The organism is Pseudomonas sp. EA_35y_Pfl2_R111, from assembly GCF_963970955.1.
Classification (GTDB): domain Bacteria; phylum Pseudomonadota; class Gammaproteobacteria; order Pseudomonadales; family Pseudomonadaceae; genus Aquipseudomonas.
Genome location: NZ_CAXAOM010000002.1, coordinates 147,016 through 172,835 on the forward strand (window position 1 = coordinate 147,016; position 25,820 = coordinate 172,835).

Annotated in this window: 25 protein-coding genes and 2 pseudogenes; 16 read left to right on the forward strand and 11 right to left on the reverse strand. The window is 58.7% G+C overall.

Annotated elements, in window-relative coordinates; translation table 11 throughout:
* Positions 1-27: 27 nt before the first annotated feature.
* Both AACY25_RS09280 and AACY25_RS09285 read left to right on the forward strand, forming a co-directional pair.
* Positions 28-516 (forward strand): DUF4442 domain-containing protein, encoded by a 489-nt coding sequence (locus AACY25_RS09280; protein WP_339524049.1) that lies wholly within the window; start codon positions 28-30, stop codon positions 514-516.
* Positions 517-592: 76 nt separating this feature from the next.
* Positions 593-1,231, forward strand: coding sequence for a hypothetical protein (locus tag AACY25_RS09285; protein WP_339524051.1), 639 nt, complete (start codon positions 593-595; stop codon positions 1,229-1,231).
* 37 nt (positions 1,232-1,268) lie between these two features.
* Here the strand turns inward: AACY25_RS09285 and AACY25_RS09290 are convergent, their stop codons facing one another.
* The 3 genes from AACY25_RS09290 to AACY25_RS09300 all read right to left on the reverse strand — a co-directional run bounded on the left by AACY25_RS09290 (position 1,269) and on the right by AACY25_RS09300 (position 6,200).
* Positions 1,269-2,663 (reverse strand): pectin acetylesterase-family hydrolase, encoded by a 1,395-nt coding sequence (locus AACY25_RS09290; RefSeq protein WP_339524053.1) that lies wholly within the window; start codon positions 2,661-2,663, stop codon positions 1,269-1,271.
* 415 nt (positions 2,664-3,078) lie between these two features.
* The gene (locus tag AACY25_RS09295) at positions 3,079-4,761 is read right to left on the reverse strand and encodes a methyl-accepting chemotaxis protein (RefSeq protein ID WP_339524054.1); all 1,683 of its coding nucleotides are present in this window, start codon (positions 4,759-4,761) and stop codon (positions 3,079-3,081) included.
* A gap of 119 nt (positions 4,762-4,880) precedes the next feature.
* Entirely contained in the window at positions 4,881-6,200 is a 1,320-nt protein-coding gene (locus AACY25_RS09300) for a Na+/H+ antiporter family protein (RefSeq protein ID WP_339524055.1), read from the reverse strand.
* Positions 6,201-6,698: 498 nt separating this feature from the next.
* On the opposite strand from AACY25_RS09300, the pseudogene AACY25_RS20965 reads away from it, so the two are divergent.
* From AACY25_RS20965 to AACY25_RS09310, 3 genes and pseudogenes are all read left to right on the forward strand, one after another.
* Positions 6,699-7,766, forward strand: a pseudogene (locus tag AACY25_RS20965) (PDC sensor domain-containing protein); the annotation flags it as partial.
* A gap of 345 nt (positions 7,767-8,111) precedes the next feature.
* Positions 8,112-8,624, forward strand: a pseudogene (locus AACY25_RS20970) (methyl-accepting chemotaxis protein); the annotation flags it as partial.
* Positions 8,625-8,740: 116 nt separating this feature from the next.
* Positions 8,741-9,337 carry an NADPH-dependent FMN reductase gene (locus AACY25_RS09310; protein ID WP_339524058.1) on the forward strand — a complete coding sequence of 199 codons (597 nt, stop codon included), beginning with the start codon at positions 8,741-8,743 and terminating at the stop codon, positions 9,335-9,337.
* 15 nt (positions 9,338-9,352) lie between these two features.
* On the opposite strand, the gene AACY25_RS09315 is transcribed toward AACY25_RS09310, so the two are convergent.
* From AACY25_RS09315 to AACY25_RS09330, 4 genes are read right to left on the reverse strand one after another with little or no spacing between them, the layout of a single operon-like run.
* Positions 9,353-10,675 (reverse strand): ATP-binding protein, encoded by a 1,323-nt coding sequence (locus tag AACY25_RS09315; RefSeq protein WP_339524059.1) that lies wholly within the window; start codon positions 10,673-10,675, stop codon positions 9,353-9,355.
* Positions 10,672-11,340: a response regulator transcription factor gene (locus AACY25_RS09320; RefSeq protein WP_339411187.1), complete on the reverse strand. Its 669-nt coding sequence runs from the start codon at positions 11,338-11,340 to the stop codon at positions 10,672-10,674. The genes AACY25_RS09315 and AACY25_RS09320 overlap by 4 nt, the downstream gene beginning before the upstream one ends.
* Entirely contained in the window at positions 11,341-11,658 is a 318-nt protein-coding gene (locus AACY25_RS09325) for a PepSY domain-containing protein (protein WP_339524060.1), read from the reverse strand.
* On the reverse strand, positions 11,658-11,966 hold the full coding sequence (locus AACY25_RS09330; protein WP_339524061.1) for a PepSY domain-containing protein: 309 nt from the start codon (positions 11,964-11,966) through the stop codon (positions 11,658-11,660). Before AACY25_RS09330 ends, AACY25_RS09325 begins: the two co-directional genes overlap by 1 nt.
* A 195-nt stretch (positions 11,967-12,161) precedes the next feature.
* Between AACY25_RS09330 and AACY25_RS09335 the strand changes: the two genes are divergently transcribed.
* The 5 genes from AACY25_RS09335 to AACY25_RS09355 all read left to right on the forward strand — a co-directional run bounded on the left by AACY25_RS09335 (position 12,162) and on the right by AACY25_RS09355 (position 15,274).
* Positions 12,162-13,241: a patatin-like phospholipase family protein gene (locus AACY25_RS09335; protein WP_339524062.1), complete on the forward strand. Its 1,080-nt coding sequence runs from the start codon at positions 12,162-12,164 to the stop codon at positions 13,239-13,241.
* A 52-nt stretch (positions 13,242-13,293) separates the two neighbouring features.
* Entirely contained in the window at positions 13,294-14,133 is an 840-nt protein-coding gene (locus tag AACY25_RS09340) for a hypothetical protein (protein WP_339524063.1), read from the forward strand.
* A gap of 187 nt (positions 14,134-14,320) precedes the next feature.
* The gene (locus AACY25_RS09345; RefSeq protein WP_090253619.1) at positions 14,321-14,590 is read left to right on the forward strand and encodes a hypothetical protein; all 270 of its coding nucleotides are present in this window, start codon (positions 14,321-14,323) and stop codon (positions 14,588-14,590) included.
* A 201-nt stretch (positions 14,591-14,791) separates the two neighbouring features.
* Positions 14,792-15,019 carry a DUF1272 domain-containing protein gene (locus AACY25_RS09350; RefSeq protein ID WP_339524066.1) on the forward strand — a complete coding sequence of 76 codons (228 nt, stop codon included), beginning with the start codon at positions 14,792-14,794 and terminating at the stop codon, positions 15,017-15,019.
* A 39-nt stretch (positions 15,020-15,058) separates the two neighbouring features.
* Complete coding sequence (locus AACY25_RS09355; RefSeq protein WP_339524068.1) at positions 15,059-15,274, forward strand: DUF2970 domain-containing protein; 216 nt, start codon at positions 15,059-15,061, stop codon at positions 15,272-15,274.
* A 1-nt stretch (position 15,275) separates the two neighbouring features.
* On the opposite strand, the gene AACY25_RS09360 is transcribed toward AACY25_RS09355, so the two are convergent.
* Positions 15,276-16,340 carry an ABC transporter substrate-binding protein gene (locus AACY25_RS09360; protein ID WP_445262143.1) on the reverse strand — a complete coding sequence of 355 codons (1,065 nt, stop codon included), beginning with the start codon at positions 16,338-16,340 and terminating at the stop codon, positions 15,276-15,278.
* 195 nt (positions 16,341-16,535) lie between these two features.
* On the opposite strand from AACY25_RS09360, the gene pnuC reads away from it, so the two are divergent.
* Complete coding sequence (gene pnuC / locus AACY25_RS09365) at positions 16,536-17,102, forward strand: nicotinamide riboside transporter PnuC (RefSeq protein ID WP_339524070.1); 567 nt, start codon at positions 16,536-16,538, stop codon at positions 17,100-17,102.
* A 10-nt stretch (positions 17,103-17,112) separates the two neighbouring features.
* Positions 17,113-17,640 carry an AAA family ATPase gene (locus AACY25_RS09370; RefSeq protein ID WP_339524071.1) on the forward strand — a complete coding sequence of 176 codons (528 nt, stop codon included), beginning with the start codon at positions 17,113-17,115 and terminating at the stop codon, positions 17,638-17,640.
* Here AACY25_RS09370 and AACY25_RS09375 read toward each other — a convergent pair.
* Complete coding sequence (locus tag AACY25_RS09375; RefSeq protein WP_339524072.1) at positions 17,632-18,099, reverse strand: DUF3429 domain-containing protein; 468 nt, start codon at positions 18,097-18,099, stop codon at positions 17,632-17,634. The genes AACY25_RS09370 and AACY25_RS09375 overlap by 9 nt on opposite strands.
* Positions 18,100-18,260: 161 nt before the next feature.
* On the opposite strand from AACY25_RS09375, the gene AACY25_RS09380 reads away from it, so the two are divergent.
* From AACY25_RS09380 to AACY25_RS09395, 4 genes are all read left to right on the forward strand, one after another.
* Positions 18,261-20,135, forward strand: a complete 1,875-nt coding sequence (locus tag AACY25_RS09380; protein ID WP_339524073.1) for a cytochrome c — start codon at positions 18,261-18,263, stop codon at positions 20,133-20,135.
* A gap of 53 nt (positions 20,136-20,188) precedes the next feature.
* Positions 20,189-21,322, forward strand: a complete 1,134-nt coding sequence (locus AACY25_RS09385) for a catalase family protein (protein WP_339524074.1) — start codon at positions 20,189-20,191, stop codon at positions 21,320-21,322.
* Positions 21,323-21,427: 105 nt separating this feature from the next.
* Positions 21,428-21,784, forward strand: coding sequence for a 6-carboxytetrahydropterin synthase QueD (gene queD, locus AACY25_RS09390; protein ID WP_090241991.1), 357 nt, complete (start codon positions 21,428-21,430; stop codon positions 21,782-21,784).
* 276 nt (positions 21,785-22,060) lie between these two features.
* Positions 22,061-22,369, forward strand: a complete 309-nt coding sequence (locus tag AACY25_RS09395) for a TRL-like family protein (protein ID WP_339411164.1) — start codon at positions 22,061-22,063, stop codon at positions 22,367-22,369.
* A 54-nt stretch (positions 22,370-22,423) separates the two neighbouring features.
* On the opposite strand, the gene ligA is transcribed toward AACY25_RS09395, so the two are convergent.
* Together ligA and zipA are read right to left on the reverse strand one after the other, a co-directional pair.
* Entirely contained in the window at positions 22,424-24,790 is a 2,367-nt protein-coding gene (ligA, locus tag AACY25_RS09400) for an NAD-dependent DNA ligase LigA (protein ID WP_339524075.1), read from the reverse strand.
* 60 nt (positions 24,791-24,850) lie between these two features.
* Positions 24,851-25,675 carry a cell division protein ZipA gene (gene zipA, locus AACY25_RS09405; protein ID WP_339524077.1) on the reverse strand — a complete coding sequence of 275 codons (825 nt, stop codon included), beginning with the start codon at positions 25,673-25,675 and terminating at the stop codon, positions 24,851-24,853.
* Between the last annotated feature and the right edge of the window lie 145 nt (positions 25,676-25,820).

Consider the following 25,820-nt stretch of genomic DNA (forward strand, 5'->3'; position numbering starts at 1 on the left):
CCTTCCCTTTGCGCAAAGAGCATCAGCATGTCCAGCAACCGCTTGAGCCGTATCGTCGGCAAGATCCAGCAACTGCCCAGCGCTCTGCAAAGCCCGGCGCTGTCACTGCTGTTTGGCTCCCAGGTAAAGTTCGCCGGCACCGCCAAGGTGCGCGTGCATACGCTGACCCAACAGCAGGCGGTGATGAGCATCGCCAACACGCGCAAGGTGCAGAACCACATCAAAGGCGTGCATGCCGCCGCCATGGCGCTTCTGGCTGAATCCGCCACGGGTTTTCTGGTCGGCATGAACGTGCCCGATGACAAACTGCCGTTGATCAAAAGCCTCAAGGTCGACTACCTCAAGCGCGCCACCGGCAGCCTGCGCGCCGTGGCAAGCCTGACACCCGAGCAGATTCAAGCCATCCACACCCAGGAAAAAGGCGAAGTGCTAGTTGCCGTGACCGTGACCGATGAAGCCGGAATCCAGCCGATCCAGTGCGAAATGCTTTGGGCCTGGGTTAGTAAGAAGCGCTGAGTGCCTCGCCTAGGTTTTTCAACACCCTGCTAAGCTGAAAACGCCGCACGGTGCGGCGTCATTCAGGAGATAGCCGGTGCAGGGAAAACCTTTTCTAATCAGTGGCGGGCTGGTGTTGATTGCGGTGCTCGGCACTCTCTACTGGCGCCTGCAAAGCGAGCCGCAGGTAGCAACTCTACCCATTCAGGCCGACAACTCCGCAAGCGTGCTCTCGGGCGTTAGCCCGGCAACGCCGATGCCCACTGAGGCGCAGCTAGAGGAGCTGCTGCAAAACCCCGCCGTGAAAAACCAAGAGCAGCGCCTGGCGTTCCATCAGGCCTACCGCAGCTTTGTCAGCGGCGCCGCTGAGCTGCCACCCGCGCAACGTGAAAGCCAGGCGCAGGCCTTGCGTGAGCAGATCGAAACTTACGAGCAGCGCAGTGAACTGGCCATGAGCGAGTCGCTGTTACTGCAACTGGGCCTGATTCAGCTCACCACTGGCGATGAACAAGCGCAGAAAGATCAGGCCGCTGCGCTGGTCGCCCGCTACAAGGCGATTAGCGCCGAGCGCGAAGCCAAGGCCGCGACGCCCAGCGCCGAGTTTCGTCGTTACAAGATCGATGAGAAACGCATCGTTGAGGAAGTCCTGAGCATGGACAGCTTTCCCGATGGCTTGAGCCGTGATGAGTACCTGCGGCAACGCCTGCAGCAGGCGCGCGAACAGCACTATCAATAACCCGACCTGAGCAGGCTACTCAGGTCGGGTCAGCGCGTTACAGTAGTTGGTCGAGCGCGTAGTACAGCAGGTTGAAGGGTTTGTTGCGGTCGGCGGTGTCGCTCTGCTCGGAAGCATCCAGTACCGGGCCGCTGCCATTCATCACGTTATTGACGAAGTCATCCAGCTGCAGGTTCTGCTCCTGAATATCCGAATTGGCAAACTCGATGATGCTGGTGCAGTGGCTTTCATTGACCGCGCGGTACTGCGGAAAGTACCCACCGACATTCGGCAGGTTAGCCAGCTCGTTACGCAGCCTGCCAGTATCCACATCCCACTTGGCGTGGATTAGCGCCTCCTTGGCGGCCTGATTCGGCGCATTGATGATCTCCGGGTAGAAACGCTCGTAGGAATAGGACGAGTAATTCAGGTCCTTCCAGAAGTGCGTATGACCCATGCGGTCACCCGCCAGGTTGCTCGACAACGCTGGATAGATAGTGCCCAGGTCGTTCAGGTTAAGCCCCGGCAAACGCGATTGCAGGTACGTCAACGGCCCGGCATCCAGCCCCCAGGCATTGCGGATAAAGCTTTGCAACGGCAAGGATGGATAAGCCTCGTTGCCACCGCCGCTGATGGCCGAGAACACCGGGCCGGAGTCGTTGATCAGGAAGCTGCGCGTCGGTGCGATGTCCTGCCGGGTCGGCGCATAGTTGGTCAGGCTGCCAGCACCGCCAGCGCTACAACCGGTGGTCAGCATCTGCGTAGGTCGCGGCAAGTTGTCTTTCAACCAACCCACTACCGCACGCATGTTACGCAGGCCGTTGTGGTGCCAGATCAGCGGCGCCTGCTGGCTTTGTGGATCTTGATAGACCGCGACCTTGTCGCCGGAATAGATGTCACCGGTGCAATACGGCACGTAGACCATGTTCCAGTTTTGAGTCTTCACCCGCGTCCAGGGATGCAGGCGCACCACAAACGGACTGACCAGACTGGCTCCCGGGTTGAGCAGGCTCATGTAGTCATTGGGAATGCCGTCGGGGTTACGCGCACCGCGGATGCCACTCTGGCCGGTGCAACTGGCGTAGTCCCAGCAGGCCCCGCCGCCCTCAAGATAGATGATGGTGTTGCGGGTATTGGGCACGCGGTTGACAAAGAACTTGTACGGCGAGCCGTTGCCACACACGGCGCCGGTTTGCGGGGCCATCTGCACGGTTTGCCAGGCGTAGTAATTGGCCGGTTTGAAGCCGCTGTTGAAACCGCCCGGATTGGCCAGCAGCGGGTACGGGCCGAGGCGTTGCGCCGGGGTGACCTTGTTATCCGCCGCCGGTGCCACGACCAGGTTGCTCAGGGTTTGCCAGAAGTTGTAATCGCCCTCCTCGGCCTGCACTGGCATGGCCAGGGCCGAAACTATCAGCGGCGCGGCACAGCGCCGAAGTGCTATCGCTACAGACATGGTGAGTCCCTCATCTTGTTGTTATCGATGGGTCCACATACCCGAGCCGTTATACGAAGCACCTCCAGTTGTTACCCGAATCAGCCATTCCCTACTGGAAGCTGCTCATAAACCGCACCAAAGCAGCAGTAACTACGCGCACCCAAACGTGTCGCCGCTGCTTAAACTTCAAGCGGGCCCGGCGATTTATGCACGCTAGTCCAAGAAACTCCTGCATACCACAGTGCTACATATTTATTGGATATAGCGCTACGGTTTTTAAGCTGCTGCGGTTATCTGCCGGAGGGTTATTTCTGTAGGAGCGGCGGGGGCGCCTAGCCCATGCCCGCGAAACGATTGTCGCGGGCCTGGCCCGCTCCTACGGGAAAATAAAAAGGGAAGCCTGGCTTCCCTTTAGATGTTGCAGCGTCAGGCGCTAGATGCGGAACTGGCGCACCAGTGCGCCCAGGCGTTCGCCCAGCCCAGCTAGGTTGCGCGCGGTCTGTGCGCCCTGCTGGGTTTCGTCGGCCACGCTGTCCACCGCCACGGCAATCTTGTGCACGCTGCGGTTGATCTCTTCGGCCACGGCGGTTTGCTCCTCCGCGGCGCTGGCGATCTGCGCGTTCATTGCGTTGATGGTGCCGATCAATTGTGCAATGGCATCCAGCGAGGTACCGGCCAGATTGGCCTGCTCGCTGGTGACATCACCAGCATCGCTGGAGCGGCGCATCGATGTCACGGCATCCTGAGTACCCTTCTGCAGGCGGTCGATCATGCCCTGAATTTCCTGAGTGCTCTGCTGCGTACGACTGGCCAGCGCGCGCACTTCATCGGCCACCACGGCAAAGCCGCGCCCTGCTTCACCGGCTCGCGCGGCCTCAATGGCGGCGTTAAGAGCCAGCAGATTGGTCTGCTCGGCGATTGAGCGAATCACGTCGAGCACGCTGACAATCGACGAGACGTCCTTCTGCAGGGTGTCAAGGGATACGCCGCTGTCGCGGATGTCCTGCACCAGGGTATGGATGCGCTCGATGCTGCCATCGACCACCTTCTTCGCGGCCTGGCCTTCGGTGTCGGTCTTCTGCGCCGCTTCTGCTGCGCCTTGAGCGCTTTGCGCGACTTCATGGGCGGCAGCGGACATTTCATTGATGGCAGTTGCCACCTGATCGGTCTCATGGCGCTGACGCTCCATGGCTTCTTCGGAACGCTGCGTCTGGGCCGATACCTGGCCAACCAGCTCGGTCAGCTGGCCGGTCATGTCGACGATCTGTCGTACTAGGCCGTGGATCTTTTCGACAAAGCGGTTGAACGAGCCCGCCAGTTGCCCAAGCTCATCGTCGCCATTGATTGGCAGGCGGCGCGTCAGGTCACCTTCACCGGCCGCGATGTCATCGAGGTTGTCCTTGATCTGCTGCAGCGGGCGCAGGAAGGTGTTGCTCAGCACCACACCAACGATGCCAAACACCACCAGCAACACGGCAGCAATCACCATGATGCTGGTGATGATGGTGCTGATGCGCTCGTCGATCTCAACCTGTACCTGGGCAATTTGCGCCTCGACACCGTCAAGGTTGATTGCCGTGCCCAAAGCCATATCCCACTTCGGCAGGTAGTAGCTGTAGGCCATTTTCGGTACCAGCACCGCATCATTGCTCGGCAGTGGCGAACTGTAATTAACGTAGTAACTGTTGTTCTTGGCGACATTCACCAGTTCACGATTGATGTACACACCATTCGGATCGCGGCGATCGGCCAGGCTCTTGCCCACATCCACCGGGCTGTCGCCGCGGAACAGGCGCACCACATTGGAGTCGTGGCCGAAGAAGTAACCGTCCTTGCCGAATTTTATTTTCGACAGGATGGCGACGGCTTGTTCGCGGCTGGCCATATCGCCTTGCGCGGCACCGTCATACAGCGACTGCACCGAACCCAGGGCAATTTGTACGTAATGCTGCAGCTCGTTACGGCTCTCCTGCAGCAGGCGCTCGCGGGTTTCGTTGACTTCCTGGGCTGCCAGATTTTGCAGCACCTTGGCGGCGGCGCCACTGAGTACCAGGGCAAACAGCACCACCGGAACCAGCGCCAGAAGCACTACTTTTGCTTTTAATGTAAGACGCATCGGGCAAGTCCTTGCTAAGCGATACAGCGGAATAAAAACGGGGCTACCGGTATATCGGTAGCCCCGCTGAAAGGTTGAGTCACCTAGAGCTGTAGCGCTTCAGACGACCCCTAACCCGATCAAATCACCATAGCTGCTGCCCAACCGAATACCAACAGGGGCAGGTTGTAGTGCAGGAAGGTCGGTACCACGCTGTCCCAGATATGGTTGTGCTGGCCATCGACGTTAAGCCCGGCGGTTGGACCGAGAGTCGAATCGGAGGCTGGCGAGCCGGCATCCCCCAGCGCGCCGGCAGTGCCGACGATGCACAGAATGGCCAGCGGGCTGAAGCCCAGTTGCAGGCCCAGCGGTACAAAGATTGCCGCGATGATCGGCACAGTGGAGAACGATGAGCCAATGCCCATGGTGACCAGTAGACCGACCAGCAGCATCAACAGCGCGCCCAGCGCCTTGTCGTGACCGATCAGCTCGGCGGAGCTGTCAACCAGGCTTTTTACCTCACCGGTAGCTTTCATCACTTCAGCAAAACCGGCGGCGGCGATCATGATAAAGCCGATCATCGCCATCATTTTCATGCCTTCGGTAAACAGGCCATCGGCCTCTTTCCAGCGCACGACGCCGGACACCGAGAAAATGATGAAACCGACCAATGCGCCGATGATCATCGAGTCCAGCCACAGCTGCACGACAAACGCCGCGACGATCGCCACGCCCGCTACCAGCAAGCTCAACGGGTTGTAGGCAACATCCACGCGCTCGGCCTGCTCAATCTTGCTCAGGTCGTACACACGCTTTTTGCGGTAGCTGAACAGCACCGCCACCAGCAAGCCGAACAGCATGCCCAGTGCTGGAATCGCCATAGCCTTGGTCACGTCCAAGCCTTGGGTATCGACGCCGCCGCTGGCGACATTGGCCAACAAAATGTCATTGAGGAAAATCCCGCCAAAACCCACCGGCAAAAACATATAAGGCGTAATCAGGCCGAAGGTCAGCACGCAAGCGATCAGGCGACGGTCGAGCTGCAGCTTACTCAGTACATACAGCAGTGGCGGCACTAGGAGCGGGATAAAGGCGATATGAATCGGCAGGATGTTCTGCGAGGAAATAGCCACCGCCAGCAACAGCGCGATCAGCAGCCACTTTAGCAACCCTGCGCCTTTGGCGTCCTGCTTGCCGACCATTGCCAGCGCCTTGTCCGCCAGGGCGTGGGCCAGGCCGGATTTTGCAATTGCCACGGCAAAGGCACCGAGCAAGGCATAGGACAACGCCACTGTCGCGCCGCCGCCCAGGCCTTTATTGAAAGCCGCCAGCGAGCCTTCGATCCCCAGCCCGCCGAGCAGACCACCGGCCAAGGCGCCGACGATCAAAGCTACCACCACATGCACACGGCACAAGCTGAGAATCAGCATGATCCCCACTGCCGCAACGACTGCGTTCATCGATTTACTCCCGCAATTTAAAGAGGTCCGCGAAGGGTCTCGACCTTCTCTGGATGCTGCGCCGGTTCGGCGAAGGGCGCGTACTCTGCACAATGCTGACTGACCTGTCAAAACACCCGTAATTTATTCTGTACAAGGTGTTGCTAATTTCGATCACCCTGCGACTTTAAGGGCCCTACTGGCCTGCGATTCGCTCTGCTTTACTTAACCTGAAACTTAAAGAAATGCCCCTAAGCGCCGATAGGCGCTCTAAGCCTCAGTCATAAAAAGGTCCTGAAAATGCTGTTCAGCCGACTTTCCATCCAGTTGAAGATCACCCTACTGGCAGGCCTGTGCTTGCTGGCTATTGTTGCCGTGCTGGTTTCGGCCTCGGTCATTCAGGCCTCACGCAGCGCCAGCCTGGTCAAGCAGGCCAGCTCGACCATGCTGCAGGAGTCCGCGCAGTTGCGTATGTCGGCGCGCGGCGAATCTCAGGCGTTGCAGATCCAGCGCTATTTTATGGACGCCTATCAGTACGGGCGCGGTGCGGCCACGCAGGTATTGTTTATTCGTGAACAGGCCGAAAAACGCTTTCTCGATGCCTTTGACCTGCGTGAAGACCTGACTCGTCAGGTACGCAGTGCATTGGAAGCCAACCGCAGTTTGCTGGGCATTTATGTTGCATTCGAACCCAACGCGCTGGACGGCAAGGATGACCTGTTTGCCGATCAGGAAAATCTCGGTAGCAATGACAAAGGTCGTTTTTCTATCTACTGGTCACAGGGCGATGATGGCGAGCTGAGTTCCGAGGCCATGACCGAAGAGAACCTCAACGACACCACTCCGGGTATCAGCGGTGCGCCCTATAACGCCTGGTACAGCTGCCCGTTGCAGCAAAAGAAGGTGTGCCTGCTCGACCCCTATATCGATGATGCCGACGGGGTAAAAACCCTGATGACGAGCATCGCCTTCCCGCTGGAACAAGGCGGCAAAGTGATCGGCGTACTCGGCGTGGATATCAGCCTGACCAGCCTGCAGGAGCTGAGTACCAGCGCACATCAAGGCCTGTTCGACGGCGCTGGTCATGTCAGCATCATCAGCCCGGCGGGCTTGCTCGCCGGCCATAGCCGCGACAGCAGCCTGCTAGGCGGAAAGCTGGAAAAAGCCTACACCGACCAACATCGAGAAATACTCAGTTTGGTTGCAAGCAATCGACCGGAAACTCTGCACCATGAAGGGGCGCTGCAAGTACTGCAGCCGCTGCTGCCTATCCCCGAGTCACAACCCTGGGGCGTGTTAATGGAGGTGCCAGAAAAGGTTCTGCTGGCCCCGGCCGCTCGCCTTGAGGCGCAAATGGATGAAATGGGCACACGCAGCACCGCCGTGTCTTTAGGCCTGGGGTTAGCTGCCGGCGTGGTGGGTATTCTGCTGATCTGGCTAACCGCGCTGGGTGTCACTCGGCCAATTCTCGGTGTAGCGGCGATGCTGAAAAATATCGCCAGCGGCGAAGGCGACCTCACCCGTCGCCTGGAATATGCCAAACAGGATGAACTGGGCGAACTGGCCAGTTGGTTCAATCGCTTCCTCGACAAGCTGCAGCCGATCATCGCTGACGTTAAGCGCAGCGTGCAGGACGCCCGGAGCACGGCCGATCAGTCCGCACTGATCGCCAGCCAAACCAGCAACGGCATGCAGCAGCAATACCGCGAAGTCGATCAGGTCGCCACCGCATTCCAGGAAATGAGCGCCACCGCGCAAGATGTTGCACACAACGCCGCCCAGGCCGCAGAGGCAGCACGCACCGCCGACCAAGCCAGCAGCGAAGGTATGAGCGTAATTGGCAAGACCACTTCAACCATCGAACTGCTGGCCAATGAAATGAACGTGGCCATGCAGGAGGTCGAGGGCCTGGCCAACAGCAGCGAGAAGATCGGTTCGGTACTCGAAGTGATCCGCTCGATCGCCGAACAGACCAATCTGCTCGCCCTCAACGCCGCCATTGAGGCCGCCCGCGCCGGTGAGGCCGGGCGTGGTTTTGCTGTGGTGGCCGATGAAGTGCGCAATCTGGCCAAACGTACTCAGGATTCAGTGGAGGAAATTCGCCAAGTGATCGAAGGCCTGCAAAGCGGCACCAAGGAAGTGGTCAGCACCATGCACAGCAGCCATCGGCAGGCCCAGGGCAGCGTCGAGCAGGTAGAACAGGCTGTGGCCGTGCTGCAACGGATCAGTCAAGCGGTCAGCGTGATTACCGACATGAACCTGCAGATTGCCAGTGCCGCCGAAGAGCAGAGCTCGGTGGCCGAAGAGATCAACCGCAACGTGGCCTCGATCCGCGATGTCACCGAGTCGATTTCTGTACAGGCCGATGAGTCGGCAAAAATCAGCCAAGGTTTGAACAAACTGGCCAATCACCAGCAGAGTCTAATGGACCAGTTCCGCGTTTAATTGTCAGGGGTGGCTCTATCGGACCATCACCCTGGCGGCTGTTTCCTTGTGACGCAGGCTAACGATCGTTAGCCTGCGTTTTTCATTTATGACCCATAAATTATTGAAGGTGCACGATGCTCAATATCGCTCTGGTGGCTGGTTCCAGCCGCAGCAACAGCCAATCGGGCAAGGTCGCCCGCTTCTTGCGTCAGCGCCTGATTCAGTTGGGCCACACCGACGATGCACAGAGCAATGTGATTGACCTGGGCCTTGCGCCCCTGCCGCTGTGGCCCGCCGACGACATCGGCCCTTGGGGGTTGTACAGCAAGCAACTGGCCGCCGCCGATGCCGTGGTGATTATCGCGCCGGAGTGGAATGGCATGGCCTGCCCGGCGATCAAGAACTTCTTTATCTACTCCAGCAAGGCCGAGCTGGCGCACAAGCCAGGGCTGCTAGTGGGAGTATCATCGGGAATTGGCGGGGGTTACCCAATCAGCGAATTGCGCGCTTCCAGCTACAAGAATTGCCGCCTCTGCTACTTGCCTGAGCACCTGATTGTGCGCAGCGTCGAGAAGGTGCTAAACACGCCCGAGCCAAGCAGTGAAGACGACCAGCGCCTGCATTCACGCATCGATTACACGCTGGATATTTTGGCCAAGTACGCGCACGCCTTGGGCCCGGTGCGCGCCAACATCGATACAAGCAATCCGGCATTTGCCAACGGCATGTGAGGCGCGCTGAACGACTCAGGTGCGCTTCACCACCGGCAAGCTGACGGTGACGCGCAACCCTCCCAAGGGACTGTCTGCCAGCTGCAAACTCCCGGCCCAGGCATCGATGATATCGCGCACGATGCCCAGGCCCAGGCCATGACCGGCCACCTGCTCATCCAGGCGGCTGCCACGGCAGAGTACGTCGTCGCGCTGCGCGGCATCGATGCCCGGGCCATCATCTTCAATCAGCAGTTGATAACCCTCGCCCACTTTACCGATCTGCAGCTGCACCTGGCTGTCAGCCCACTTGCAGGCGTTATCCAGCACGTTGCCGAGCAGTTCCAGCAGGTCCTCACGGTCCCAGGGCAAACGCAAACCGGGCTCGGCCTGCCAGTCCAGTTGCAGGTGGTTGCCATGGATCATCGCCAAGGTTGAGAACAGCTCCGGTAGCTCGCTAGCGCAGTCAAAATGTGCCCCCGGTAAGGCCTCGCCGGCTAAGCGGGCGCGGCCTAGTTCACGGGCGATGCGTTGTTCGATCTGCTGCAGCTGCCCGTTCAGGCTTTCACGCAGCTGCGGCAATTGTTTGAGCTCTTCCCGACTGGCCAGACTGACTAGCACTGCCAGTGGCGTTTTCAACGCATGGCCAAGATTGCCCAACGCATTACGTGAGCGCTTGAGGGTGTCTTCGGTATGCGCAAGCAGGTGATTGATTTGCGCCACCAGCGGTTCAAGCTCCAGCGGTACTTGCTGATCCAACTGACTGCGTTGGCCTTGTTGCAGCTGCAGCAGCTGTCTGCGGGTTTTCTCCAGCGGTCGTAATGCGCGCCTGACGATCAATCGCTGCAGTAACAGAATCAGCACCAGGGCGGTAATCCCCAGGCCCAGGACAATCTTTTGCACCTGATTGAAACTGTTAAGCATGGGCCTGTAGTCGCGCGCCACGTGAATCACAATGGGCCGGCCATAACGCTGATAGTCGGCGCGGTACACCAGCCATTGCTGGCCTTGCGGACCATCGCTCAGCGCCTCCTGCAAACCAGCAGCTTCAATCGGTTGCAGGTCACGGTCCCAGAGGGAGCGCGAGCGCCAGCTTTGATCGCCTAGGTCAATACGGAAGTACAGCCCCGAATAAGGCCGTTTGAACGCTGCACTAAGGCGTCGCTCATCCAGCTGCAAGCCATTGGCACCACGCACTACCGCCCCCAATAGGGTCTGCGTTTCATCCTGCAAGGTTGTCTGTAGATAGCTGCGCAGGCTGCGATCGAACAGCCAGAGGCTGCTTTGTGCCAGCAATAGGCCGATCACCAGCAGTACGCTGATCAGGCCCAGGCTCAGGCGTCGCTGAATTGACCTCAAGCAGCATCCCCGCTAAAGCGATAACCCTGGCCGCGACGGGTTTCAATGATTTCACGGCCCAGTTTGCGCCGCAGGTGGTTGACATGAACTTCAATGACATTCGAGTCGCGTTCGCTCTCGCCGTCATACAAGTGCTCGGCCAGGTGGCTCTTCGACAACAACTGTCCAGCATGCAACATGAAATAGCGCAACAAGCGGAACTCGGCGGCGGTCAGCTGTACCTCCTGGCCATTGCGCTGCACCGATTGCCGGCCCTCATCCAGCTGCAAACCGGCGGCTTCCAGCTGCGGCTGATTGGCCAGGCCATGGGCACGGCGCAGCAGGGACTGAATGCGCAGTTGCAACTCTTCAGGGTGAAAGGGTTTACTAAGGTAGTCATCTGCGCCGGCCTTAAGCCCTTCGATGCGCTCCGCCCAGGAGCCACGCGCGGTGAGGATCAATACCGGGGTGCTAAGGCCGCCCGCCCGCCATTCCTGCAACACCTCAAGCCCCGGTTTGCCAGGCAAGCCGAGGTCGAGAATGATCAAGTCATAGGGTTCGGTTGCGCCCTGGTAGGCGGCATCACGGCCGTCAGCCAACCAGTCCGCTGCATAACCCTGGCGAGTCAGGCCGGCTAACAACTCCTCAGCCAGCGGCACGTTGTCTTCAACCAGCAATAGGCGCATTCAGTCTTCCACCTCGTCCTTGAGCACTTCGCCGGTGCTGGCATGCAGCTCCAACTCACGCACGATGCCCTCCTCGGTCACCAATTCGACCTCATAAACCAAGACGCCATTCTCTTCTTCCAGCTCAACTTCCAGCAGCATTGATTCAGGATGGCGCTGCATGGCTTTGTGCAGTAGTTGCTCAAGGGGCATGATCAAGCCCTCGCGACGCAAGCGTAGCGCTTCATCCTGATCCAGGTCGCGCGCGCTGCTGCTGAACGTCAGCGTCAGCAGCAAGCAGGCCAGGAGTGCGCGAACAAACCCAACAGTGGTGTTCATCAATCGTCTCGTTGGTTCTTCAGCACTTGTGCGTTAGTGGCGTCCAGCTCAACGTCCCACTGCACGCCTTGGGCGTCGCGAACTTCGACCTGGTAGATATAGCGGCCGTACTCTTCTTCCAGCTCGGTGTCTTCAGTCTTGCCACCTGGGTGCAGAGCCAGGGCGGCGGCGTCGAGCTTTTCAACGGCCTGGATGGTGCCGGCGTCACGTAATTTCAGCGTTTCGTCAGGGCTCAGGTCGCGAGCTTGAGCCAAACCGGCAGTCAGGCTCAGGGCGGCAGCGGTCAATGCAACAGTCAGGATTTTCATGTTCAAGTTCCTTATGGAATTGGCTTTCGACAGCGTCCAAGTTACTGCACACGACTTAACTCAAGCTGAATGTGCTCAAGGCAGGGCTCACACACTGACTTATCCCGACCCATGCCCCCATCATTCATATGCTGAAGTCGCTTGGCCTGGCCATTCAGGGCCCTATAATCGCTGCCTTGCGTGATGGAGGCCAGCATGAGTGCGATATTTATCAAGTCCCCTGCCCTGACAATCAAGGCCGGCAATCGCGCCCTCGCGCGCATTCGCGAGCACGGCTTGCAGCCAGCCGATGTCGGCATTCTGCCGGGCGCAGCAGGCGGCCCGAAGGCCTTGGGGATTCAAGGGCTGGATCTGGCGCTGTTTGGCGACTGGCTGCAACGTGCGCCACGCGAGCGTTCGCTGATTGGCGCCTCTATCGGTTCCTGGCGTTTCGCCAGCGCCTGTTTGCCGGATGCGGCAGCCGGCTTGCGCCGCCTTGGCGAGCTGTATACCTCACAGCGTTTTGCCAAGGGCGTGAGCATGGCGCAGGTGTCGAACAGCTGCAGCCTGATGCTCGACCAACTGCTGGGCAACGACGCCTCCAGCATCCTCAGCAACCCGCATTACCGCTTGAATATCGTCGTGGTGAAAAGCCATGGCCTGCTGCAGCACGATCATCGCGGCGCCCTCGGCCTGGGCTTGTCGTCGGTGATAGGCAGCAACCTGCTGGGCCGCCCGCGCCTGGCCAAGCACTTCGAGCGGGTGATTCTGCACGATGCCCGTCTGGCGCCGCCGCTGGGCACGCTCAGCGACTTTCCGTCGCGTTATCTACAGCTCGACAGCGGCAATCTGCGCCATGCGTTGCTGGCTTCCGGCTCTATCCCCATGGTCATGCAAGGGGTGCGTGATATTCCCGGTGCCGGACCCGGTACGTACCGAGATGGCGGCCTGCTCGACTATCACCTCGACCTGCCATACAGCGGCGAAGACATCGTGCTCTACCCGCACTTCACTGATAGGGTCATCCCCGGCTGGTTCGACAAGGGCATGCCCTGGCGGCGCGGCGACGCTGGGCGTCTGCAGGATGTAGTGCTGCTGGCCCCGTCACGTGATTACCTGGCACGCCTGCCCCATGGCAAGCTCCCTGACCGCAAGGACTTCAGCCGTTACTTGGGCGATGATGCCGGTCGCGAGCGCTATTGGCGCACGGCCATGAGTGAGAGCCAGCGGCTTGGCGACGAGTTTCTCGAACTGGTCGACAGCGGCCGCCTCGGTGAACGCCTGCAAACACTTTGATAATCCGTGCGCGAACATAGCCGCCACGCAGACAAGACCAGGGATGGGCCGGATGAAACTCGCAGTCGCCATTATCCACGGCATCGGAACGCAGCCCGATTTGCGTAACGACGAAGGTCAGCACGACTTCGCGCAGAACATGATCGCCGGGTTACGCCAGCGCCTCGGTGTTGAGGCCAACCAGGTGGCCTTTCAAACGCTGTACTGGGCCAGCGTGCTGGACAAGCGCCAACTGGTGTTCCTCGACCAGCTGCGCAACCAGCCGGTGCGTTGGCGCTGGTTACGGCGCATTGTCACGCTGTTTCTCGGTGATGCCAGCGGATACCGCAAAGTCAGCGAGGCCTACGACACCACCTATGAAGAAGTCCATCAATGCCTGCGCAGCGGTTTCAATGCCCTGCGCGCCAAGGTCGATGCCGATACCCCGTTGGTAGTACTGGCGCACTCGTTGGGCGGGCACATCTTCTCCAACTTTGCCTGGGACCAGCAGCGCATCAACAAAACCGAAAGCTGCCCGCTCGATCCCTTTCTGGCACTAGAAACCCTGAGCGGGCTAATTACCTTCGGCTGCAATATCCCGCTGTTCACCTTTGCCTATGACACTGTTGTGCCGATTCGCTTCCCCGGCCACTGCCTGACCGATGCGGTAACCGCTCAGGCGCGCTGGCTTAACCTCTATGCTCCCGCCGATCCACTGGGTTACCCGCTGCGACCGCTACCCAGTTATGCCGCGGTGGTCGCGGAAGACCGCGCCATGCCAGTAGGGCCCTGGTACAAGCGGCATACCCCGCTGAGCCATCTCGGTTACTGGAACGACCGAGGTTTTCAACGCTATGTCGCCGCCTACCTGCGCCAGATGCTGGCTGCCTGCGAGGGCCGTGAAGGCGCCTAAAGCCCGCATTCCTCGCGCTGTTTCTCGGCTTATGCCATTAAAACTGTGATTTATCGGACAATTTCTTGCATTTCTTCGACAACATGTGACTTAGCAGTCAGCTTCGTTCATCAACGCTTATGACTGGCAAGCGTGAGTCCACCGTTTGCCCTTGTGTATTTGGGATCACCTCGGAGAAACCGACCCCATGAACGCACCGCTGCGTTTTAACGAAGCCTTGCTGATTGCCGACCGCGCCTTTCAACCTTTCCAATGCGTCGCCTGGGCCCCGCAAGATGGCACTGGCAACCTCAGCCTGAGTGTCATCGACCGTACCAGCACCCGCCTGCTCGGCCGTACTCAACTGTCCAGCACCATCTACAGCGACCCGGTGCAATTTGCCGACGTGCTCAAGCAGTCCCGCGAGCAGCTCAGTCAGCAAGGTTTCGCCCTGGAGCCATGGAGCATGCCGGAGTAATCGGCTGCTGCAACAAGGGCTCTGAGCTGCCAATCGGCCCCTCTGTGTCAGAGCCCTTAACTCCTCTAAGCCGCACTGTCCTGCGCGTCTTTCCCTTACGAATTCACCCACAAGCCTTGCAGGTGTTTTGACGACCGAGCTTTGCTGCGCCTGCGCATTAGCGCTTATGCTCAGCAAACAAATGATTTTGAGGAGTCTGTCATGCTGCAATTGCGTCCAAACTGTGAGTGTTGTGACTGCGACCTGCCAGCAGACTCAACCGATGCGTTGATTTGCTCATTCGAATGCACGTTCTGCCGCGGGTGCGCCGAGCACACCCTCCAGGGCACCTGCCCAAACTGTTCGGGTGAGCTGGTGCAGCGGCCACGTCGGCCTGCGGCTAAGCTCGTGAAGTACCCAGCGTCCACTGAGCGCGTCAATAAAGCCTAGTACGTAGCATAGCCAGTTAAAGCAACGCAGGAGGTGCCTATGAGCGAAGAGGACAACAAACCGCTGACGCTATGGGAGATGCTGCAAAGCGTGTTGAGTGCAGCGCTCGGGGTGCAGAGCGGGAAGAACCGCAGCCGTGACTTCACCCGCGGCAAGCCCAGTCACTTCATCATTCTCGGTGTGCTGTTCACGGGCGTGTTTGTGCTGGTGATCTTCGGCATCGTCAAACTGGTGCTGCACCTGGCAGGTGTCTGACTTATTGCAGCAGCGGCTTGATGGAAAACTGGTAGTCCTTGATCTGCGGTTGATACACCGCGCTGAACTGACGAAAGTTCAGACCGTAACCTGGCACCTTGAGGCGCTGCTGCAAGTGCGCGGCCTGTTTGACATTCAGTAGGCTGAACAGCTGATCAACCCGGTCCTTACCGCCGCGCGCTGCAAAATCCTGCCCGGCATGGTAGTCATGCAACATCACCATGGCCCAACCACCCAAAGTAAAATGCCCGCCGACCAGAACATCAATCGTGCCGTCGATATAGGCCTGCAGCACCTCATCCGAATTGTTCAGCGCCGACAGGTAAATATCCTTACCAGGCTGTTTGCCCAGCTCCTGCGCGGCTCGCATGACCCCAAAAGCCATTTCATCATTAGCCGACCACACCAGCCGTACTTCGGGATGACGTGGCAACATCAGCTTCGCCTGTTCATAGGCACGCTGACGTTTCCACTCCCCTTGCAGCATCTGTTGCAGCTTGATTTCCGGGTGTTCGCGCAGGGCACGGTGCAAGCCATCCTCACGTAGGCTAGAGGATGGCGTGTAACGCACTCCGGCAAAGGCCAACAAACTACCGGGCTTGCCCTGTAACTTGGCGATCAGGGCCTTGGCCATCCAATAACCGGCTTGCTCATCATTGGGGATCAGGCTACCAATCCAGTTGCGGTACTGCTCACGCGAGGCGCCAATAATTTTCTGTTGCTCGGGCGTCAGGGTGCTGTGCAGGGAAAACAGCTTGGTCGGGCTATCGGCAAACAGCCTGAGCAATTCCGGCGCGATATACATTTCGTTTACGAACACTAGGTAGTCCGGCTGCTGGTCGCGGGCCAGCGCGCTGCGGGCTTTTTCCAGCAGCTGCGGCGGGTTGCGTTCGCCATAGATCACTTGCAGTTGCATGCCCAAATCATCGGCGGCCGCTTGCATAAAGTCGCTGTACCCGACCCAGAACGGCTCATTGGAAAAGCCCGGGTTAAGAAATACCACCGTCGCTGGTTCCTTGCCCGTTGCGTGCGAGTTTTCTGCAACAGCCTGGGCAGCGTGGGCCAAAGCCAACACACAGACTGCACCAATAGCAGTTAAAACGGACTTGAACACGCCATGCCTCCTCAAGGGATGCAGAGTATATCGGCAAAGCCATAGCAATTAGCCATCTAGCCGATATGACGCGCCGGACAGCCAAGACGGCGCACAACTCTATCGCTACAATCGCCGACCATTCTCATCCTTGCTCATCGGTACCTTATGTCGCCTCTGGAAATCATCGCTTCAGCCCTTGGCGTATGGGCCGTCTGGCTAACAGTGCGGCAGAACCGCTGGTGCTGGCCGTTGGGCTTGGTCATGGTGCTGATGTATGCCTGGATCTTTTATGACGGCAAGCTGTACTCAAATATGCTGCTGCAAGGCGTCTACGCCGCACTGCAAGGCTATGGTTGGTGGCAATGGACGCGCGGCGGCAGCAGTCATCAAGGGGTACAGGTAAGTAGGCTCAGCCGGCAAGGCATATTGATCAGCTTAGCAATAGGTGCAGTCGGTGCACTGGCGCTCGGCTATCTGATGGCCACTTTCACCGACGCTGCCGCACCCTGGCAGGACGCGGCGCTGAGCGCGTTCAGTCTGGTCGCTCAGGTTTGGATGGCGCAGAAGCGGGTTGAATGTTGGCCATTGTGGATCGTGCTTGATCTGTTGTTCGTGGCGCTATTTGTACAACAAGGGCTGTACCCGACTGCGGCCCTCTACGGGGTGTTTACCCTACTGGCGCTCAACGGCTGGCTGACCTGGCGGCGTGATCGCGTCTTGGTTAATGCATAAAGGCTCTGCCATGAAAGTACTGGTACTCACCGGCCCGGAGTCCAGCGGCAAAAGCTGGTTGGCCGGGCACATCCAAGCGGCGTTCGGCGGGCGGCTGGTGGGCGAGTACGTGCGGCATTTTATCGACCGCGAGCAGCGTGACACCTGCTACGCCGATATCAGCACCATCGCCCAGGGCCAACTGGCCTGGGAAGACCAGGCCAGAGCGGCGCGCCCCGAGCTGCTGATTCTCGATACCCATTTGCTGAGCAATATGCTCTGGAGCCGAGAACTGTTCGGTGACTGCCCCGCGTGGATCGAGCAAGCCTTGCTCGATCGCGATTACCACCTGCACCTGCTGCTCAATCCTGCCGATGTGCCCTGGATTGACGATGGCCAGCGTTGCCAACCTGAACTGGCCGAGCGCATGGCGTTCTACCAGCAGTGCGAGCACTGGCTGCGGTTCCACCAACAGCCGCTGCAGTGTATTCAGGGCGGCTGGACGCAGCGCCGTGAGCAGGCGCTGGATACGGTGGCGGAGTGGCTCAACTCACCGTAGCAGCACGCTGGCCCAGGCCATTAGCAAGCTCAGGCAGACGACAATGGTCAACGGCCGGCGCAGGCTGGGATACCACTGCGGCGCCAGGCCCAGCTTCACCGCCCGCAAGTCGGCAGCATACAAGCCGCCAAACGCCAACAAGCACAGAGGCAATGCCAGACCGATCGGCATACCACTGCTGATTGCCAGCCAGCCCAACAATGGCGGCACCACAGACAACCCAAGCTGCATCTGGGCCGGCTCGCTCGCATCCTCGGCACGCATGGCCAGCCCCCAGTGAATCGCCCCCATAAAAGCCAGGATCACTGCGGCATAATCGAGCAAGGCGGTTAACACCAGCACTCGCCAACCCTCGGGGGTTACCCAGATGCCTAATGCTCCAGTGACAAAAGGCACAAGCCCGGCATAGCCCAGCAGTAACGCCAATTTCGGCGGCTGCGGCGCGTCAAATGGATGCATGCACTCACTCCTGTTGGTCAACTCGACCTAAATTGCACTGTAAAGCCTTCCGCGGGCCTAGCAGAAGCATATTTCCGGTGTTTTGCAGTAATGGCTGCTTGCCATCTGCTGTTGCAATTGGCATAAAACCAACAAATAAAAAACACCACAAGGAAGTACCCATGCACATCCTCCGTCGGGCCCTGTATGGGCTTGTTTTGTTGCTGGTTGTGGGGCTGTTGATTGCCCTGTATTTCATCGCCAACCCCAACCTGCCGAACTATCAACAGCCCGATAAGCTGCACTACCTCAATCAGTGGTCGGCAGAAGAACGCCAGACCTACTACTACACCCCACAGGGTACTCAGGTGAAAGGCCTGCGCTATGAATGGTTCAGCGCTCTGGAGTTGCCGTTCAGCAGTAGCAAGTTCGCCACCCCGGATTACCTTGCGCGTTTCGGCTTCCTCGTCGATCCAGCTCAACAGCCCACACAGCTAAACCCCGGCAACCTGCCAGTCGGCTTTGCCCGCCATGACGATGTGGAAAGCGGCGAACATTACCTGGATATAAGTTGCGCCGCCTGCCACACCGGTGAGCTGCGTTATAAAGGCCAGGCCGTGCGCATCGATGGCGGTGCCGCGCTGCATTCGCTGGCTTCCACTGTGCCTACAGTGCGTGGCGGCAGCTTTGGCCAGGCGCTCGGCATGAGCATGGCCTTCACCTATTACAACCCGCTGAAATTCCGCCGCTTCGCCAAGCAGGTACTGGGCGATGAGTACGACAACCACAAGGCGCAGCTGCGCCGCGACTTCAAGGTGGTGCTCGACCGCCTACTTGGCACGGCTTTCAATGACTGGCACCGCGGCCTTTATCCAACCGAAGAAGGCTTTGGCCGTACCGACGCATTTGGCCGGATTGCCAACAGCGTGTTCGGTGATGCCATCGACTCAAGCAATTACCGCGTCGCCAATGCACCAGTGAGCTACCCGCAGGTCTGGGATATCTGGAAATTCGACTGGGTGCAGTGGAACGGCTCAGCCATGCAGCCGATGGCCCGCAACGTTGGCGAAGCTCTGGGGGTTGGCGCCACCCTGCGTCTGCTCGATACCAACGGTCATCCAGTGGCCGAAGCCGAGCGCTACGCCTCAAGCGTACTCCTGCGTGACCTATTCACCCTGGAAGAAACCCTTAAGCAACTGCAGCCGCCCACCTGGCCTGAAGAGGTGTTCGGCAAGGTCGATCTGCCGCTGGCCAGCCGTGGTCGCGCGCTGTTTGCAGAAAATTGCGCTTACTGCCATGCGCCTGATCCGAAGAAGCCAGATGAGCGTTTTGCCCCCGCTCGCGATCCCGAGTGGCGGATGCGCGTGGTACCCACCTCCATCGTCGGCACCGACCCGACCACCGCAGACAATATCGCCGACCACCGCTTCGATATCAGCAAACTGGGCTGGACCACGGCCGAACTGAGCAAGTTGGATGTACGCCTGTTTGGTGCCAAGTTGGAGGATATCGACATGCGCAATATCTCCAGCGCCAAAGCCCTGGCCTATGTCACCGCCTATGTGGAAAACCGCGCCTATCGGGATGCCGGCATCACGCAAGCGGAACGTGGCCGCATGGACGGCTTCGATCTGCCCATCGGGGTGCAGGAAAAACGCGGCTACAAGGCGCGCCCGCTGGATGGCATCTGGGCCACGCCGCCGTTCTTGCATAACGGCTCGGTGCCGAGCCTGTTCGAGCTGCTCTCCCCTGTCTCGGAACGGCAAACCCAATTCTGGGTGGGCAACTTCGAGTTCAACCCTAAGCAGGTCGGCTACCAGAGCGAAAAATTCGCCGGCGGCTTCCACTTCGACACTCAGGTCACCGGCAACAGCAATCGCGGCCATGAGTTCCGCGCGGGCTGCCGTGAAGACGGTGTAATCGGCCGCGCCCTGCAACCGGAAGAGCGCTGGGCGCTAATCGAATACCTCAAGGTCCTGGGCAATCCCACGCTGGAACAGCAGCTACAACCTGTTGCCGCTAAAGAGTGGACGCCTGGCCCGTCTTGCCAGAACTGAACTTCACGCTGCCTGTAATCGCCCACTGAGAATAATTAAAAGGAATTGACTCCATGTTTAAACGATTCTGGCTCTGGCTCGGTCGCGTACTTGGCAAATTGCTAGTGCTTGTACTGGCCATCGGTATCGGCGGCTGGGCCATCGGTGCGGCCTACTACGGCTGGAAGTTCTCCGGCCCGGTATCCACGGAGGAGCAGATCCCGGCCGATGAAGCCTCGCTTACCCAAGGCATCATCGAAGATGCCATTCGCGTGGTCGAACAGCACCGCGACAATACCCGCGTGCTACGCGATGCCCACGCCAAGGCCCATGGCTGCATGAAAGCCGAAGTCACCGTCAGCGCCGATATCGATAGCAGCCTGCAACGCGGCGTACTCAGCGAGCCGGGGAAAACCTGGCAAGCCTGGATGCGCCTGTCCAACGGCAATGCCTACCCGCAGTTCGACCGGGCCCGCGATGCACGTGGCATGGCGATCAAACTGCTGGATGTGCCTGGTGAAAAACTCACGAAAAGCCCGCAACACGCCAACGAGCAGGATTTTGTGATGTTCAATCACCCAGCCTTTTTCGTGCGCGACGTGGCCGAGTACAAAAGCAATTTCGCCGCTCAAGCCGATGGCAAAAAGGCCATGGCCTTCTTCCCCAGTTGGAACCCAAATGGCTGGGAAATTCGCCACCTGATCATCGCCCTGAAGACCTTGTCCCCTGCCCCGGAAACGCCGGTAGCAACCACCTACAACTCCATCGCCCCATTCAAACTCGGCGAGCACAACATCAAGTACCGGGTCATTCCTCAGCCAGACGCTTGCCCTGACTATCAGTTGCCTGAACAGAACCAGGACCTTCCTAATTTCCTGCGCAATGCGCTGTACCAGCAGCTATCGCTAGACCGTGTTCCCGCCTGCTTTGCCCTGCAAGTGCAGCGGCAGAACGCCGAGCACTACATGCCCATCGAAGACCCCAGCGTTGAGTGGAGCGAAACCATCTCGCCCTTCGAAACCGTCGCCACCATCAAGGTGCCGGCGCAGGATTTTGATAGCCGCGAGCAGAACCTGTTCTGCGACAACCTATCGTTCAACCCCTGGCATGCGCTGCCCGAGCATCGCCCGATTGGCGGCATCAACCGCTTGCGCAAGGCGGTCTACGAAGCGGTCAGCATCTACCGGTTGGAGCGCAATCAGCCATAAAACTGTATCCAATCCTCTGTGCTACTCGGTTAACAGCCATTGAGCTGGTAATATTCGCGCCTTGCTAAACGCGCTGTTAACCGCGTACCACCTGAGAGAAAGATCGTGGAATTGTTCAAAGAGTTTATGTTCGAGGCGGCGCACCGCCTACCTCACGTTCCCGAAGGCCACAAATGCGGGCGCCTGCACGGCCACTCCTTCAAGGTGGCGGTGTATATCGAAGGTGAGGTTGATCCGTATACCGGCTGGATACGCGACTTCTCCGAGATCAAGGCGATCTTTAAACCGCTCTATGAGCAACTTGACCACAATTACCTGAACGATATTCCTGGCCTGGAAAACCCCACCAGTGAAGTGCTGGCCAAATGGATTTGGCAGCAACTCAAGCCGTTGCTACCTGAGCTGTCGCGTATTCGTATCCACGAAACCTGCACCAGTGGTTGCGAATACCGCGGTGACTGATCGCACCACGCCTGGTGTTGCTTAAAGCGCCAGGCAACCTCCTCTCGCGTCCCTCAGTGGATGCGCGCAACCTCTGTTTTTTATGACTGCCGTATCAGTTTCGCTTAGCGCAATAACAACGGCCGCAGAAAATTCCACCGAAAGATTTCATAAATTTGAAACCGGTTTGAAAAAAAGCAGGCAAACTTGTTATTGCCTGGCTACTGCTTTAGGGTGCCTGGGTCTTTGCCTGGATGGGTAAAGCTTCTTATGGATAAGCGAAAAGGAATCACGATTATGTTGAAGAAAATTGCTCTGGCTGCCGGCCTGGTTACCCTGCTCAGCGGTTGCGCCTCCGGCCTGTCGCCAGTCAGCGTTGGCCTGATCACCGACGTCAAAGGTCCGATCACTGCCACTACCGCTTCGGGTAGCAAAACTGGTACTGCTTGCGCCACCACCATCATCGGTCTGATTAACAAAGGCGACGCTTCCATTGCTGCCGCCAAGGCTAATGGCAACATCGGCACCATCGCTACCGCTGACTACCACACCAAAGGCTTCTACCCGTTTTTCGGCGAAACCTGCGTGAACGTAACCGGTAACTAAGTTGTCGGACTGCCCCTAAACCCTGTTTGGGGGCAGTACAGAAAACCCGCCCCTCTAGAGGCCGTAGCCTGCCAAGGCTGACAAGAACTGCGCCTCATCAATCACCCGCACCCCCAACTCACTGGCCTTAGCCAGCTTCGAGCCCGCCCCAGGCCCTGCCACCACGCAACTGGTTTTCGCCGATACCGAACCGGCTACCTTGGCGCCTAGGCTTTCCAGTTTCTCCTTTGCCACATCGCGACTCATCACCTCCAGTGTGCCGGTCAGCACCCAGGTCTGCCCTGCCAGCGGCAAGCCTTCGATAACTTTTTTCTCGCTGTGCCAGTGCATACCAAAGGCCTTTAGCTGCGCCTCAATGGCCTGCGCACGCCGCACATTAGCCGGCACATCGAAAAACTCGCGCACCGCCTTCGCTTGCTTCTCGGGCAGGGTCTGGCGCATATCCAGCCAGTCAGCCGCTAATACAGCCTCCAGGCTGCGAAATTTATCCGTCAGTTTCTGCGCGCCGCCAGGTCCTACGAAGGGGATATTCAGCTTGTCGAGCATCCCGGCCAGTGTAGCGCTGGCACTGAACTCGGCACCCAACTCACCCTGTTCCTGCAACTGCAAGCCGCACTGGTCGCTGGCCAGCAAGGCCGCAATCACCTGCTGGTTATGGCTGTCGGCAAAGAAGCTGTGAATCTCATGGGCAACCTCCAGACCGATGTCCGGCAAGTAGGTCAACACTTCGGGCAAGGCTTGTTGCACACGCTCCAGAGAGGCCAGCGCACGGGCCAGCACTTTGGCCGTTTCCTCACCTACATCCGGTATGCCGAGGGCGTAGATAAAGCGCGCCAGAGGCGGCTGTTTGCTGTCTGCAATGGCCTTTAGCAGCTTGTTACTGGAGACCTCGGCAAAGCCTTCCAGGTTGATAATCTGCTCATACGTCAGCTTGTACAGATCGGCCGGCGAGGCGATCAGCTGCTCATCGACCAACTGCTCAATGGTCTTGTCACCCAAGCCTTCGATATCCATGGCCCGGCGCGAGACGAAGTGAATGATGGCCTGTTTAAGCTGAGCACCACAGGCCAGACGCCCGACGCAGCGATAAACCGACCCCTCGCTGAAGGTTTCCTTGCCTTTGCTGCGCTTGACCAGCTGAGTGCGCTCTACATGTGAGCCGCATACCGGGCAGCTTTCAGGAATCTGCACGGCCCGGGCATCTGCAGGGCGCCGCTCTGGCACCACCGCCATAACCTGCGGAATCACATCACCGGCACGGCGGATAATTACCGTATCACCAATCATCACACCCAGCCGCGCCACCTCGTCCATGTTGTGCAGCGTGGCATTGGCCACCATCACGCCGGCCACCTTGACTGGTTTGAGACGCGCTACTGGCGTGACAGCACCGGTGCGACCGACCTGAAATTCCACATCCAGCAACTCGGTCAGTTCTTCCTGCGCGGGGAACTTGTGGGCTATCGCCCAGTGCGGCGTCCGTGCACGGAAGCCAAGCTGCTGCTGGTCCTCGATGTTATTGACTTTGAACACCACGCCATCGATATCGTAGGCAAGGCTCATACGCCGCTCGCCAATATCACGGTAATAGTCGAGACAGGCCTGCACGCCCTTGGCCAATTTCAGTTCACGGCTGATGGGTATGCCCCAGGCCTTGAGCTGTTCAAGCATGCCCACCTGGGTATCTGGCAGTTCTCCACTGATCTGACCGACGCCATAGCAGCAGAACTCCAGGGGACGGCTGGCTGTGATTTTCGGGTCAAGTTGGCGCAGGCTGCCGGCTGCCGCATTGCGCGGGTTGGCAAAGGTCTTGCCACCACTTTCTGCCTGACGGGCATTAAGCTCTTCGAAACCGGCCTTGGGCATGAAAACTTCGCCGCGCACCTCCAACATCTGCGGCCAGCCTTCGCCTTGCAGCTTGAGTGGCACGTTGCGGATGGTGCGCACGTTGCTGCTGATATCCTCGCCAGTGGCGCCGTCGCCTCGGGTCGCACCACGCACCAACTGGCCGTGCTCATAGCGCAGACTAACGGCCAGACCATCGAGCTTAGGCTCGCAGCTGTATTCGGCATCTACACCGCCACCGAACAGGTCGCCCGCAAGGCCGAGGCCACTCTGCACGCTGCGGTCGAAGGCCAGCAGGTCTTCTTCTTCAAAGGCGTTGCCCAGGCTGAGCATGGGCACTTCATGGCGCACTTCACCAAACGCCGCCAGCGCCTCACCCCCGACGCGCTGGGTCGGTGACTCGGCAGTCACCAGTTGCGGGTGTTCAGCTTCCAGTGCCTGCAATTCACGAAACAGACGGTCGTATTCGGCATCGGCAACGCTCGGTTCATCGAGAACGTAATAGCGGTAGTTATGCTCATCCAGTTCGGCACGCAGTTGCACAATGCGCTGGGCAGCAATCGAAGCGTCGGTCATTGCAGTGTTCTCTCAAACGAAAAGAGCAGCCTTGGCTGCTCTTGGTATTTCATCGATTAATCAGCGCTTATTGGTCAGTTGCTTGCGCTCATATTCGACGATGCGCTGACGATAATGTTCGATAGTTTGCGCAGTCATCACGCTGCGCTGGTCATCCTTCAACTCGCCACCCAGTTCATGAGCCAGTTTGCGTGCGGCTGCCACCATCACATCAAACGCCTGCTTGGGATGACGCGGACCGGGCAAGCCAAGGAAGAAGCTCACGGCGCGAGTGCTGAAACCCTCAATATCATCGAGATCAAAAGTGCCAGGTTTTAATGCATTGGCCATGGAGAACAGCACTTCACCGTTACCGGCCATGCTTTCGTGGCGATGGAAAATGTCCATCTCACCGAAACGCAGGCCGCTTTCCAGAATGTTCTGCAACAGCGCTGGGCCTTTGAAGCCTTCTTCATCGCGAGCAATGACGTTGATTACCAGCACTTCTTCAACCGGCGGCAATTCCTTGTTGCTTTCTTTGGTCTGACCGGCGGGTTTGACCACGTCGTCATCAACCGGGTTAAGCAACGTCGGCACAGGCTCGTCCAAGCCCAGGTTAAGGTCGCCCTGCTGAGGTTCACCGCTGCGGCGACGATTCAACTCACGAGCGCTGAGCGACGGCAGGTCTTCTTCATCGAAAGCTGGCTCATTACTGCGATCAATAACCCGAGGCGGACTAAGCAGATCGGGATCGCTGTCGTCGTCCGGCAAATTGGCAAAACTGCGATCAAGCTTGAACTTGAGTTTGCCTTTGCCACCACGCATCCGACGCCAGCCATCAAACAGGATGCCGGCAATTACTATAATGCCGATGACAATCAGCCACTCGCGCAGACCGAATTCCATGAAATACCTTAACCCCTAATAAAAATGTGATGAAAAAGGCCTTCCCGGGCCATTTTGCTAATTCTTTTTCGCGACGCCAAGCCCATGTTCTGCCAGGCCTTTCCCTCAGTTATAACGCCACGTCTAATATCAATGCGCATTAAGC